General features: G+C 70.2%; 8 protein-coding genes and 1 pseudogene. 2 read left to right on the forward strand and 7 right to left on the reverse strand.

Annotation, left to right across the window (positions count from 1 at the left end):
- Positions 1 to 301: 301 nt before the first annotated feature.
- The 3 genes from RE027_RS04760 to coaE form a co-directional block, all read right to left on the reverse strand.
- On the reverse strand, positions 302 to 607 hold the full coding sequence (locus tag RE027_RS04760) for a hypothetical protein (RefSeq protein WP_368807099.1): 306 nt from the start codon (positions 605 to 607) through the stop codon (positions 302 to 304).
- Between the two features lie 88 nt (positions 608 to 695).
- The gene (locus RE027_RS04765; RefSeq protein ID WP_368807100.1) at positions 696 to 2,450 is read right to left on the reverse strand and encodes a BCCT family transporter; all 1,755 of its coding nucleotides are present in this window, start codon (positions 2,448 to 2,450) and stop codon (positions 696 to 698) included.
- A 100-nt stretch (positions 2,451 to 2,550) separates the two neighbouring features.
- Positions 2,551 to 3,174: a dephospho-CoA kinase gene (gene coaE / locus RE027_RS04770; RefSeq protein ID WP_368807101.1), complete on the reverse strand. Its 624-nt coding sequence runs from the start codon at positions 3,172 to 3,174 to the stop codon at positions 2,551 to 2,553.
- A gap of 56 nt (positions 3,175 to 3,230) precedes the next feature.
- On the opposite strand from coaE, the gene RE027_RS04775 reads away from it, so the two are divergent.
- Positions 3,231 to 3,950 carry an IMPACT family protein gene (locus tag RE027_RS04775; protein WP_368807102.1) on the forward strand — a complete coding sequence of 240 codons (720 nt, stop codon included), beginning with the start codon at positions 3,231 to 3,233 and terminating at the stop codon, positions 3,948 to 3,950.
- Between the two features lie 206 nt (positions 3,951 to 4,156).
- Here RE027_RS04775 and rpsA read toward each other — a convergent pair whose 3' ends face one another.
- Positions 4,157 to 5,650, reverse strand: a complete 1,494-nt coding sequence (rpsA, locus tag RE027_RS04780) for a 30S ribosomal protein S1 (protein ID WP_368807103.1) — start codon at positions 5,648 to 5,650, stop codon at positions 4,157 to 4,159.
- Positions 5,651 to 5,819: 169 nt separating this feature from the next.
- Positions 5,820 to 7,184 carry a GNAT family N-acetyltransferase gene (locus tag RE027_RS04785; RefSeq protein WP_368807104.1) on the reverse strand — a complete coding sequence of 455 codons (1,365 nt, stop codon included), beginning with the start codon at positions 7,182 to 7,184 and terminating at the stop codon, positions 5,820 to 5,822.
- A 314-nt stretch (positions 7,185 to 7,498) separates the two neighbouring features.
- Between RE027_RS04785 and RE027_RS04790 the strand changes: the two are divergent.
- A pseudogene (locus RE027_RS04790) lies at positions 7,499 to 8,305 on the forward strand (toll/interleukin-1 receptor domain-containing protein); the annotation flags it as partial.
- A gap of 514 nt (positions 8,306 to 8,819) precedes the next feature.
- On the opposite strand, the gene RE027_RS04795 reads toward RE027_RS04790, so the two are convergent.
- Positions 8,820 to 10,562, reverse strand: a complete 1,743-nt coding sequence (locus RE027_RS04795) for a glycosyltransferase family 2 protein (RefSeq protein ID WP_368807105.1) — start codon at positions 10,560 to 10,562, stop codon at positions 8,820 to 8,822.
- 307 nt (positions 10,563 to 10,869) lie between these two features.
- On the reverse strand, positions 10,870 to 13,761 hold the full coding sequence (gene polA / locus RE027_RS04800; protein WP_368807106.1) for a DNA polymerase I: 2,892 nt from the start codon (positions 13,759 to 13,761) through the stop codon (positions 10,870 to 10,872).
- Positions 13,762 to 13,803: the final 42 nt, after the last annotated feature.

The raw sequence follows: 13,803 nt of genomic DNA on the forward strand, positions 1-13,803 counted from the left end.
AGAACGTCGACCCCTTCCGGCGACGGCTCGTCCGGTCCGATCGCGGTCACCCGCGTCCGCAGGACAAGCCATTCTCAAGTCCTGCTTGTCAGCTCCGCGGCGCAGACCCGATGGACAGATGTTCGTGGTGCCATGCGACGCCGCACATGGCATCTTGCCAACGGGGTGGCGGGACGGGTGCCCGAACTGGTTCTCGGTCCATCAGGCCCGGCACTGCAGGGCCGGGGGCAGGCCCCTCAGCGCCCGACCCGGACAGCAAGAACGGGGAGCCGTCGACAGGCTCCCCGCTCACCGCGTCCGCTCACCAGTTGCGCTCGGTGCTGCCACGGGGCCCTTCCGGGGAGTCGTCCTTGTGGTAGAGGTACTCGTTGCCGTGCTGGTCCTTCTCCACGTAGAAGTGCTCCTGCACGTTCTGGTACCACTCCTCCGTCTCCTGGCTCATGGACTCCCCCTGCGCGTCATGAGGAGAGTGGTCCCCGGGCCCGTAGACCCGCATGGCGATCTGGTTGAGCTTGTCGAGGATGCGGTGCTGCTGCTCCCCGCCCGGTCCCGTGGCCTGCTTGTCCTTCGCCATGACGTCCCCCGATGTCGATGTGATGGTGATCACCATTCTATCGTCGGCGCCGGGCACGGATCGAGCGGTCTCCCGGCGGGTGGCGCCGGGAGACCGCTCCCGGTCCACGGGTTGCGGGGAGCTACTCGACGTCGCGGACCCGCTTCAACGAACCGGTATTGGTGCGGTACTCGAGCACGTAGTGGGGCTGCTCCGGGTGCTCGATGCTCGGGGCGTTGTCCGGCTCCGACCCGTGCACGTAGTCGGGGGCCACGACGACCTCCTCGTCCACCTCACCGGTGCTGGTGCGGCGCTGGAACTCCTCGGGGGGCAGCACCCGCCGCCACTGGCGGGTGGGCAGGACGCCCACCTCGCCGGCGTCCTCGCGCAGGGCTCTGAGCAGCGAGTAGATCATCACGTAGCCCAGCACGAAGAAAGGCAGGCCGATGAGGATGGCCACGTTCTGCAGGGCGGCCAACCCCGTGGCGCCGGTGGCGGTCAGCAGGATCGCGGCGATGAGCCCGATGGCCACCACCCAGAACACCCGCTGGTGCACCGGGGCCTCCTCCTCGTGGCCGCTGCCCATGGTGTCCATGACCAGGGCGGCGGAGTCGATCGAGGTGATGAAGAACAGCACGACGATGAGCACGCCCACCGCGGAGGTGACGGTGGAGAACGGGAAGTTCTCCAGGAAGACGAACATCGCGCCGGGGATGTCCCCCTCGTCGACGACGGCCTCGACCAGCCCGCCCCCGCCGTTGAGCTCGATGTCGAAGACGCCCATGCCGAAGATCCCGAACCAGATGACGGAGAACAGCGTGGGGAGGGCGAGCACGCCGGAGACGAACTGGCGGATGGTGCGGCCGCGGGAGATGCGGGCGATGAAGATGCCCACGAACGGGGACCAGGTGATGGTCCAGGCCCAGTAGAAGACGGTCCAGCCGCTCTGCCACCCGGTGTCCGCGAGGGTGTCGTTCCAGAAGGCGAGCGCGGGCAGCATCGACAGGTACGTGCCGGCGGACTCGACCATGCCCTTGAGCATCATCACGGTGGGTCCGGAGATGAGGATGAAGACCAGCAGGCCGATCGCGATGAGGATGTTGGTGTTGGACAGCCGCTTGATGCCCCGGTCGAGGCCGAGCGCGACCGAGACGGACGCCACGAGGCTCACCGCGGCGATGATGAGGATCTGGGACAGGGCGGACTCGGAGATCCCGAGGAGCCGGGCCAGGCCGCTGTTGATCTGCATGGTGCCCAGCCCGATGGAGACCGCGACGCCGAAGAGCGTGCCCACGATCGCGAGGATGTCGATGGCCCGGCCGACGGGGCCGTGGATCCGCTCGCCCAGCAGCGGCTGGAACATGGAGCTGACCCGCGGCGGCAGGTTGCGCTTGTACATGAAGTAGCCGAAGGCCAGGGCCGGGAGGGTGAAGATCGTCCAGGTGTGCAGCCCGAAGTGGTAGAGCGTGAAGCCCATGGCCTCGGTCGCGGACTCGAGGGACGCCGGCTCCACGCCCTGCCGGGGCGGGTTCGCGAAGTGGTTCACCGGCTCGGCGACGGCCCAGAACATCAGGATCGTCCCGATCCCGGCCGCGAAGAGCATGGAGAACCAGGACAGGTTCGTGTGCTCGGGGCGTTCGTCGTCGGCGCCGAGCCGGACCTGGCCGAACCGGCTGACCATCAGGTAGACGAGGAACAGGAGGAAGACGGTCACCCCCATGATGTAGAACCAGCCGAGCTGGTCGATGACCCAGGTGGAGCCCTCCGCGAAGAACGCGTCCATGGACTCTGTGAACACCAGGGTCAGCACCACGAAGGCGATGATCACCAGCGCGGAGCCGAAGAAGATGGTGGGGCTGGTCCGCAGCCGCAGGGCGTCGTGCAGTCTGTTCAACATCGAAGTGCTTCCCCGGCCGCCGGCCTCGTCGGGGGGACGGCTGCCGTGTCTCGGATGTGTGCTTCGGTCGAGCCCGACCCTACCGTGCGGTCACCGGGGACTACAGGGCATCGGCGCGGGCGGGCGACGGCCGGCGCGGCTCCACGTGCCACTCCCACCACGCGTCGACGCGGTCGAGCAGCCGCTGCACCGAGCCGTCGTTGACGAGCACGCTGGTCGAGACCGCGGCCCGTTCCGCGTCCGTGGCCTGGGCGGCGATCCGGGCCCGGGCGTCCGCCTCCGTCATCCCGCGGTCCTCCACCATCCGCCGGACCCGCTCCTCCACGGGGGCCTGCACGGTGAGCACGAGGTCGAACCGCTCGTGCTGGCCGGTCTCCACGAGCAGGGGGATGTCCTCGACGAGCACGGCGTCCTCCCCCGCCGCGGCGGCGAGCCGCCCGGCCTCGGCCCGGACCAGCGGGTGGACGATCCCGTTGAGCCGCTGCCGCGCCTGCGGGTCGCCGAACACCAGCGTGCCGAGGGCGGCCCGGTCCAGCCGGCCGTCCGGGGTCAGCACCGAGGGACCGAACTCCTCGACGATCCCCTCCAGCCCGGGCTGCCCGGGCTCCTGGAGGGCCCGGGCGATGGCGTCGGCGTCGACCACCGTGGCGCCGAGCTCCATGAGCCGCCGCGAGACCGTGGATTTGCCCGAGGCGATGCCGCCCGTGAGTCCGATGCTGAGCATGCGGCCATGCTATCCGGCGCCGGTCGGGGGCACGGTCCCGCCCTAGAGTGGGCACCATGGATCCGGACCCCCTGCTCAGCCGTGCCACCCGCTACACCACGCTCGCCGCGGGCACGGAGGCGGTGGCCGAGCTGGAGATCAAGCGCTCCCGCTTCCTGGCCGTGGTGCGCCGGGCCGGCACGGAGGCCGAGGCCCGGACCCTGGTGGACGAGCTGCGCCGCGGCTTCCGCGACGCCCGCCACCACTGCTCCGCGTTCGTCCTGGGCCCCGACCGGGACGTCCAGCGCTCCTCCGACGACGGCGAACCGGCCGGCACTGCCGGCATCCCGATGCTCGAGGCGCTGGTGCTGCGCCGCACGGGCACCGACCCGCGGGGCGCGGATCTGACCGACCTCTCGGACGTCAGCGCGGTGGTGGTGCGGTGGTTCGGCGGCACCCTGCTGGGGGCCGGCGGGCTGGTCCGCGCCTACTCCGAGGCCGTGTCCCAGGCCCTCGACGACGCGCGGCTGGTCTCCCGGCAGCGGCAGCGGCTCTACCGCCTGCCGGCCTCCCACGCGGACGCGGGCCGGATCGAGAACGAGCTCCGCGCGGCCGGCACCACCGTGCTGGAGACCCCCTACGCCGCCGCCGGCGCCGAGATCGGCCTCGCCCTGCCCGACGACGAGACCGCCGTCGCCGCGGCGCACTCCCGGGTGGCCGCGCTGACCTCCGGCGCCGGGGCGCTGCGCCCGGACGGCGTGGACTGGGTGGACTCCCCCGCCGTCTCCCGGGCCTGACCGGGGACGCGCCCGGTCAGGCCCGGGGGCCGGCCCTGCCCCGCTCCGGCCGGGCCCTCCCGCGCCAGGATCGGCCGGTGCCGGGCACGCCGGGGCGGGGCCGGCTCCGGCGTGCCCGGGTGCGGACACGGCGACGGCCCCCGCCCTTCGAAGGGGCGGGGGCCGTCGTCGGTGCAGTGCGGAACTGCCTGCCGGTGCCTGTCGGCTCAGGCGCCGGTGAGCTTCTCGCGCAGCGCGGCCAGGGCCTCGTCGGAGGCCAGGGTGCCGGAGTCGGCGGCCGGGGCCTCGGAGGAGTAGCTGGTCGGAGCCGGACCGGACGAGGAGGAGGGCGACGACGAGGACGAGGAGGAGGAGCTCGTCGTGCCGCCGGCGGCCGCCTCGGCGTCCTCGGCGATCGACTTGCGGACCTGCTCCTTGTGCGCCTCCCAGCGGGACTGGGCGTCGGCGTACTGCTGCTCCCAGGCGGCCCGCTGGGTCTCGTAGCCCTCGATCCACTCGTTGGTCTCGGGGTCGAAGCCCTCGGGGTACTTGTAGTTGCCCTGCTCGTCGTACTCGGCGGCCATGCCGTACTGGGCCGGGTCGAACTCGGTGGAGTCCGGGTCCACGCCCTCGTTGGCCTGCTTGAGCGACAGCGAGATGCGGCGGCGGTCCAGGTCGATGTCGATGACCTTGACGAACAGCTCGTCGCCCACGGAGACGACCTGCTCGGCCATGTCCACGTGGCGCTGGGCCAGCTCGGAGATGTGCACCAGACCCTCGATGCCGTCCTCGACGCGCACGAACGCACCGAAGGGAACGAGCTTGGTGACCTTGCCCGGCACGACCTGGCCGAGGGCGTGGGTGCGGGCGAACAGCTGCCACGGGTCCTCCTGGGTCGCCTTCAGCGACAGGGAGACACGCTCGCGGTCCATGTCGACGTCCAGGACCTCGACGGTGACCTCCTGGCCGACCTCGACGACCTCGGAGGGGTGGTCGATGTGCTTCCAGGACAGCTCGGAGACGTGCACCAGGCCGTCGACGCCGCCCAGGTCCACGAAGGCACCGAAGTTGACGATCGAGGAGACCGTGCCCGTGCGGACCTGGCCCTTCTCGAGCTTGTGCAGGAAGTTGGAGCGGACCTCGGACTGGGTCTGCTCGAGCCAGGCACGGCGGGACAGGACCACGTTGTTGCGGTTCTTGTCGAGCTCGATGATCTTCGCCTCGATCTGCTGGCCGATGTACGGCGCGAGGTCGCGCACGCGGCGCATCTCGACGAGGGAGGCGGGCAGGAAGCCGCGCAGGCCGATGTCCAGGATGAGGCCGCCCTTGACGACCTCGATGACGGTGCCGGTGACGACGCCGTCGTCTTCCTTGATCTTCTCGATGTCGCCCCAGGCGCGCTCGTACTGAGCCCGCTTCTTGGACAGGATCAGGCGGCCTTCCTTGTCCTCCTTGGTGAGGACCAGAGCCTCGACCTCATCACCCACGGTCACGACCTCGTCGGGGTCGACATCGTGCTTGATGGACAGCTCGCGGGACGGGATGACGCCCTCGGTCTTGTAGCCGATGTCGAGAAGGACCTCGTCGCGGTCGACCTTGACGACGGTGCCCTCGACGAGGTCGCCGTCGTTGAAGTACTTGATGGTCGCGTCGACAGCGGCGAGGAAGTCCTCCGCGGACCCGATGTCGTTGACGGCAACCTGCGGGGTGGTGGTGGTCATGTAGTAGGGGCTCCGATGTGGATAGATTCTGATCAGTCGGAACGGCTCATGCCGGCCGGCCGCGGCCGTTCCGAAGGATTGTTGGACAGAGTGCGTACAGGGCACGCACCGGGTCAGTCTACGGATGCGCCGAAAAGGAATCAACACGCGCCGGCGCGCCCGGTGCCGCTCAGAACTGTGTGACCCCGTAGGGAGCGGTCGGCGTCTCCATGAAGTCCTGCAGGTCCCGCAGCGCGTCCTCGTCCCGGGCGACGATCAGCCCCGCCTGCGCCAGGGTGCTGGCCTTGACCGCCCCGAGGTACAGGGACCCCAGCACGTCCACCCGCATCGCCACGTCGGCCCCGTCCGGCAGCTCTACCGCGGGCACCGAGCGGCCGGCCTCGTCGTCGGCGGTGCGCGGGCGGTCTGCGACCCGCTCCACCACGGGGCTGCCGCCCGTGGTGTCCAGCGCCCAGACGCCGTCGGCGTAGCCCATCGCGTCCACGAGGGAGATCACGATCCGCCCGCGCGCGGTGTAGGGGCGGGCCTCGAGGGCGGCGGCAGGGTCCAGGATCCGGACCCACACCCTGTCCGACTCCGCCGTGACCCGGTACTTCGCGCGGTCGGCCATCGCCCACACCAGCGGGTCCTCCACGGGGGCGCTGCCGAAGCGGACCCGGTCGACGAGGTCCAAGGAGGTGACGAACTCCCACAGCGCGAGCGAGACGTCCGGGGACGCGCCCACGAGGTCGAGCACGGTCAGGGTCAGGGGGTAGGAGGTGTTGGGCTCGAACCGGTAGGTGACGTAGCCGTCCGGGCGCAGGGCGTCGTCGTAGTGCACCGCGCAGCGCACCTCCGGGTCGGCCTTCTGCGGGGTGATGGCGTACTCCCCCGTGTACTGCGGCCAGTGGTAGGCGACCCGGCTCACGGACCCGTGGGAGCTCTCGTGGAAGCGCTGGAAGAGCACGGGGGCGAGCCGGCGCACCGCCTCGCCGTCGGCCATCTCCACGGTGCCCACCGTGCCGGCCTTCAGCTGCAGCCGGGTGGTGGCGTCCACGTTCACCTCGCGGTTGAACGTGGCCGCGCCGAAGCCGAAGCGCCCGTAGATGGTCGCCTCCGTCGCGGTCAGCAGCGCCACCGGGTAGCCGTCCTGCTGCGCGCGGTCGAGGTCGCCCGTCATCAGCCGGCGCAGCAGGCCCCGGCGGCTGTGCGTGGGGCGGACCGTGACCTCGGAGATCAGCCGGGCGCGCAGCAGCCGGCCGCGTCCCACGTTGAGCGAGCCCTCCCACGAGGTGAACGTCGCCACGGGCCGCTGCGTGGGCAGCGCCGCCTCCGGCACGGCGTGGGGATAGGCCGCCCGCAGCCGCACCCGCTCGGCGTGCATCCAGGACAGCGTGCGCTCGAGGGTCTCGTCGGTCGGCTCGGCCTGGTGGAAGCCCTGGCGGATCGCCCGGACCCACTCCACCGCGGCGGGGTTCTCCGCGACGCCGCCGGGGCCCACGCCGAACTCCGCGAAGGTGTACTCGTGCCCGCCCGCCGAGTAGGACTCGGTCACCCTACCCGGCGCCTTCGGCGCGCCAGTGTGGTCACCCGGGTTCAGATCCGCCACCGTATGTTCCCGCCTGATTATCGCCGCAGTGCTCCCGAAGCGGAATGCCCTGTTGCCGTCGATCTAATCAGTTGGTCGGAACGTGGCGCAACCGAGCAACCGTCCGGACCGGAGGGAGCGCGGGTCCGGTAGCATACTCGGTCTTGAAGCCGGCGAGTGCCCATGCCACCATCGGAGATAGAAAGCTACACCTGGGGCGAGGGTGGCAGGAGCAGACCGTTGCGTCCTGAGCAATTCTGTCAGAGTCGGAGCGAAGAAGAATGCCACTCGCCATTTTCATCAGCTACAGACGGTCCGACTCGGCCGGCACCACAGGCCGTCTTTACGATACCTTGACCGCCCACTTCGGCGAGGAGCACGTCTTTATGGACGTTGACTCCATTGAGCCCGGGGACGAGTTCGCGGCCGTGCTGACGGAAACGCTCCTCCAGTGCCAGGCCGTGGTCGTGGTCATTGCTCCCACTTGGGCCACCGTTAGGACGGAGAACGATACACGTCGGCTAGACAACCCCGAGGACTACGTACGGCTCGAGATCGAACAGGCGATCTCCTCAGGTTGTTCCATCTTCCCTGTTCTCGTCGACGGCGCGGCAATGCCGGCCGCCGACGAGCTACCGCCCTCCCTCCAGCCGCTTTTAAGCCGACAGGCGATTGAGCTCACGTCGAGCCGTTACAAATACGATGCCGGTCGCTTGGTGAGCGCCCTTGAGAAAGCCGTGGACGTCAGCGTGTCCCCGCCCGAGGGGAACCGTGCGCGTCCCGGGTCGCGCGGCGGCCGACCCCAACCCGGACGCGACAGGGCACGGCTCCAGAAGCGCCGGTACCGTTGGATCTCCCTTGGGAGCCTGATTTTGGTCGTGGCGCTCTTCGTCCCATGGACCCTGCAGCAAGTGCGCGCCCCGGAGTGGAACAAACTGCCCCCCGCCCCCATTGAGTTCGAAGGAGCCGGAACTGTGGCGTTCGAGGGCCGCGTGTGGGTCGCCGGAGGAGTGTCCGCCGCCGAAGGCCGTCCCCTCCTCGACACGGTCCGCGTCTTCGACCCCATGACCGGCACCTGGGCCGAGGGCCCTCCATTGCCCCGCCCCGTCGCCTTTGCCCCCCTCGTGGTCGCCAGCGACCAGCTCTATTTGCTGGGGGGACAGGTCGCGGACGGCGCGGTCGACTCGGTCCTTCGGCTCGACGCTGACACAGGCACATGGGTGGAGGAGGCCCCACTGCCCGAGCCGCGGGAGGCCGGGGCAGCAGCTTGGGACGGCAGTCGGATAGTTTATGCGGGAGGGGTAGGCCGGGACCACGGTGTGTCGGATGACGTCTACGCGCTCGAGAACGGTCGTTGGCGACCGATCGGCGAACTGCAGATTGCCCGCGAGAAAATCGTCGCGGCTAGTGACGAGTTTGGCACCGTCTGGTTGCTGGGCGGGCGGGACCGAAAATCCGGCGTGCCCGCCTTCGGGACGGTCGACGTGGTCCAGGTGGACCATGTCAGTGCGGGAACATCCATCTATCCCGTCCACAGCGCCGCCGCCGCCTGGATTCCAGGAGCCGGCGTCTGCGTGATCGGCGGGGACACCGGAGCGGGACTCACCGGGGACGTGCAGTGCCTGTCCGGCTACGACGACTTTGCGCCGTTGCCGGAAGGCCGGGCGGGCCTGGGGGCGGCCGTCGTGGACCTGCACCTGTACGTCGTGGGCGGCTACGGAGCGGGCTTTCACGGGACCTCCGCGCTGGAAGCTTTCCATCTGGGTACCGTATAGCTCCCCGGAGCATCGCGGCGCTCGGTGGGCCCAGGCACACGGCGAGGCCCACCACCGCCCAGAAGTAGCTGACCGGTCCACCCCCCTCCAGTGCGACACCGCCCAGGAGAGCCAGCACTAGGACCAGGGCCCACGCCAGGTGCGTCCTGAAGGTCCATGGCGTGTCACCGGTGCGGAGGTCGCCTTTGCCCGTGACCACATAGCCCAGCTGTCGTCCCAGCACCGTGCTCAGGCCCGCCCGCGCGTAGACGGGGGCCGCGAGCACGGTGATGAGCCACGGGCGCAGGACGGACTCGCTGCGCTCAGCTGGGCACAGGTACCACCGCCGAAGCCGGCCGAACAGGGCGACCCAGCTGATCATGACCAGACACCACATACCCATCGAGGTCCACCCCGCACGGTCCGGGGCGGGATGCTGTGCCATGCCGGTGACATAGCCGACGGTGGCGAGATTTCCGAGGAACCAGCACATCCCCACCACGGGATAAAACGACTGAAGGAAGGCATAAGCGAGCCTCTGCCGCACGCTCAGTCGTCTCCTGGTGGGCCCTCGCCTTCTCAAAAGGATTTGCCAGATCCCGGAGCACCACCGTTCCTGCTGGTGAAAAAAGTCCGACCACGTCGACGGCCCCTCGCCGACGGCCAGGATGTCAGGGGTGTACACCCCCACCCATCTGTTGCCTGTCCGCGGGTTGACGGTTCCATGGACCACCATGCTGGTCAGATGGTCCTCGATGATCGAGTCCTGGTACCCGTTGACCTGTGCCCACGCGTCCATGCGGTACACGTGGTTCGTCCCGATCAGCAAGGGCACGCCCACCCCATTACCGCCGCGTTGCACGATTCCCGTGAACACGTACCCCTGCGCGGCGGCCGCGTGCGCCACGAAACTATCTGCGGTGTTGCCGTACACCTGGGGAGCCACGACGAAGGCGACATCGGGATCCCGGAAGTATCCCAGCGTCCGGGCCAGGAACTCCGGCCGGGGCACGTGGTCGGGATCCACCTGGGCCACAATGTCGTACTCGGCACCGTGCTCAGCACGCCACGAGTTGTGGTTGCCCGCCTTTGTGCGGGCGCGGAACTCCCCGGCATTCGTGTTGTACTCGGGGCGCTCGTGCCTGCTGAAATGCTTGATCCCGAGGTGCGCCGCGGCGCCCCGCACGTCGGGGTCGTTCTCCTCGTCCAGGATCCACAGGTCCATGGGCCCTTCGTGCACCACCTGCCGCATGGCTCGGAGTGTCTTTAACACCAGGTTGACCGGTTCTCGGGTGGGGACGATCGTCGTCAGAAAGGCCACGCGCGCTCCGTGCAACGGTTCCATCGGCACGGGATCTCGGGCCAGGCACGCGAAGACGCACAGACCGCAGGTCTGCACCAGACGGAGCAGCTCCATTGCCACCACCACCACAAGCAGGCTCCAGCTGACCACAACCTCGGCCTCGAGCGGGCCGTCGGGAATGGCTGCATGCTGGACGAGGACCCACGTGAAGGCCACGACGGCCACTGCGTTGGCAGTCAGCAGGACGACGAGGATGAGACGTTGCCTACCAGAGACGGTCAGTCGCAAGACGACGCGGTCCAGGCCCCGGACCACAGGACCCGCGATCCCGGAGAACCCCCCGTAGCGGGCGGTCGCGGGCGGGCCTTTCCTCTTGGCCATGCTGCCCCCATTGCCGATTACCCCCGGCCCCTTCCGTCTGCACCTGGCATGGTCGCGGACCACCCGAAGTCACGCGGAAGAGCTATTCACCGGTTGGAGTCCTATGCTAACAACGGCTGCCTTCAGCTCAATTGAGGGATCGGACATGCAACGTCATGGAACCAGTCTCCCGGAGTCGGACACAGCATGCCGGGCCCAATCACACCTGGAGCCGTCAGTGGGCCGCCTCGTGCCAGGACCGCCCGGCGCCCACGTTGACCTCCAGCGGCACCGCGAGCTCGGCGGCACCGCCCATCTCCTCGCGCAGCACCTGCTCCACGGTCCCGGCCTCCCCGCGGACGACCTCCACGACGAGCTCGTCGTGGACCTGCAGGAGCACGCGGGAGGACAGGCCCTCCTCGGCGAAGCGCCGGTCCACGCCGAGCATCGCCTTCTTGATGATGTCCGCGGCCGAGCCCTGGATCGGCGCGTTGAGGGCGGCGCGCTCGGCCACGGCCCGCAGCTGCCGGTTGTCGCTGGAGAGGTCCGGGAGGTAGCGGCGGCGGCCGTCGATCGTAGCCGTGTAGCCGTCGGCGCGGGCCTGCTCCACGACCCCGCGCAGGTAGTCCCGCACGGCCCCGAACCTGGTGAAGTAGTCGCTCATCAGCGTGCGGGCCTCGTCCACGGGGATGCGCAGCTGCTTGGAGAGCCCGAAGGAGCTCAGCCCGTAGACCAGCCCGTAGCTCATGGCCTTGACCTTGGAGCGCATCGGCGCCGTGACCTCCTGCGGGGCCACCCCGAAGATCTTGGAGCCGACGAACCGGTGCAGGTCCTCGCCGCTGCGGAACGCCTCGATGAGCGCCTCGTCCCCGGACAGGTGCGCCATGATGCGCATCTCGATCTGGGAGTAGTCCGCGGTCAGCAGCTGCTCGCACTCACGGCCCTCCTCGGGGCGCCCGACCACGAAGAGGGCGCGGATGCGCCGGCCCTCCTCGGTGCGCACCGGGATGTTCTGCAGGTTGGGGTTGGTGGAGGACAGCCGGCCGGTGGCGGCGACGTTCTGCATGTAGGTGGTGTGCACCCGCCCGTCCTCGGCGATCGCCTTCTGCAGGCCCTCGACGGTCTGGCGCAGCTTGTTGGCGTCCCGGTAGGCCAGCAGGCTCGCGAGGAAGCGGTGCCCCTGGGAGTCCGGGTCGGTGCGGGTCAGCAGCTCGGCCACGGCGTCGGCGTCGGTGGTGTAGCCGGACTTGATCTTCTTGGTCCTCGGCAGGCCCAGCTCCTCGAACATCACCTGCTGCAGCTGCTTGGTGGAGCCCAGGTTCACGGGCTCGGCGATCTGGGCGTGCGCCTCCTCCTTCGCCTGCTCGATCACCCGGGCGAAGTCGTCGAGCAGGACCTGGACGCCGTCCGGGTCCACGGCGATCCCGGCCAGCTCCATCCGGCCCAGCACGACCGCCAGCGGCAGCTCCAGGTCGGTGAGCAGGGCGGTCTGGTGGATCTCCTCGAGCTTCTCCAGCAGGTGCGCGGAGAGCTGCGTGGTGGCCACCGCGAGCTCGGCCTCCCGGTGCAGCAGCGCCGGAACGGGCCAGGGCTCCTCGCCCAGGGCGAGCTCCTGCTGGCCGTCCGCCGCGGCGGCCGCGTCCTCCGGGGAGGCGACCGCCAGGCCCAGCCGGTCCTCGAGCAGGGCCGGCAGCTCGTAGCTGCGCCGCGCGGGCTGCAGGAGGTAGGCGGAGAGCTGCGGGTCGTCCACGACGCCCGCGAGCGTCAGCCCGCGCACGGCCAGGGACTTCCAGACGTCCTTGAGCCCGTCCACGATCTTGGCCCGCCCGGTGTCCGCGAGCCAGCCGGCGAGGGCGGACTCCAGTGCCTCGTCCGCGGCGGAGAGATCCAGGAACACGGCGGAGGGCCGGTGCCCGCCCCGGGCCAGGACCAGCCCGGAGAGCTCGCGGGCGCCCGGCAGCCCGGGGTCGTCGTCGCGGTGCAGGGGGCGCAGGACCACCGGCTGCTCGCCCGCGGCGAGCCACCGCTCCAGCTCCTCGCCGGTGCCGGGGCGCTCCACCTCCCCGAGGCCGAGGTCGGCGGTCGGCGTGCTCTCGTCCTGCGGGCGGCCGAACGCGTCGAAGAGCCGGTTGCGCAGCCCCTCGCCGAACTCGAGGTCGTCGAAGACCTCGCCGACGGCCTCGGCGTCGGGCACGGGCAGCCCGGCGTCGGCGAGGTCGACCCCGAGCCCGAGGTCGGTGACCAGCCGGTTGAGCCGCCGGTTGCGCTCCACGTCCGCGCGGTGCTCGCGCAGCGCCTCGCCCTTCTTGCCCTTGATCCGGTCCGCGTGCTCGAGCAGCGAGGGCACGCCCCCGTAGGCCAGGATCCACTTGGCGGCGAAGCCCGCCCCCACCCCGGGCACGCCCGGGAGGTTGTCCGCCTGCTCCCCCGTCAGCGCGGCGAGGTCCGGGTAGTGCTGCGGCGGGACCTTGTACTTCTCCACGACCGCGGCCGCGTCCATGTGCTTGAGGTCGGAGGGGGTCCGCCCGGGATAGACCACGGTGACGTGCTCGTCGATCATCTGGAAGGCGTCGCGGTCCCCGGAGAAGACGAGGACCTCGTAGTCCTGCTCCGCGCCGCGGCGGGCCAGGGTCGCCAGGACGTCGTCGGCCTCGTGGCCCTCCGCGGTGACCACGGGCACGCCCAGGGCGTCGAGGATCCGCCGGATCTGCGGGACCTGGCCGTGGAACTCCTCGGGCGTCTCGTCGCGCCCGCCCTTGTACTGCTCGTACTCCTGGGAGCGCAACGTGGGCCCCTCGAGGTCGAAGGAGACCACCAGGTGCGTGGGCCGCTGCTCCCGCACCAGCTTCACCAGCGTGTTCACGAAGCCGTAGACGGCCTCGGTGTGGCGGCCGTCGGAGGTGACGAACGCCGGGCCGCCGCCGTACTCGGCGGCGCGCGAGAGGGCGAAGAACGCGCGGAAGGCCAGGGAGTGGCCGTCGACCAGCAGCAGCTTCCGGTCCGGCCGAGACAGCGGCCGGGGGATCTCGACGTCGACCGGGTGGTCGGTCTCCGCCCCCACGGTCACCGTGCGCACGCCGGTGTCGGGGCTCGTGTCGGGCTGGGTCTGCTGCGTCGTTTCACTCACGGACCCATCCTAGGGCCCGGGCAGGACGCCGGACCGGCCCCG

Source organism: Kocuria sabuli (assembly GCF_040981185.1).
Taxonomy (GTDB): Bacteria; Actinomycetota; Actinomycetes; order Actinomycetales; family Micrococcaceae; genus Kocuria; species Kocuria sabuli.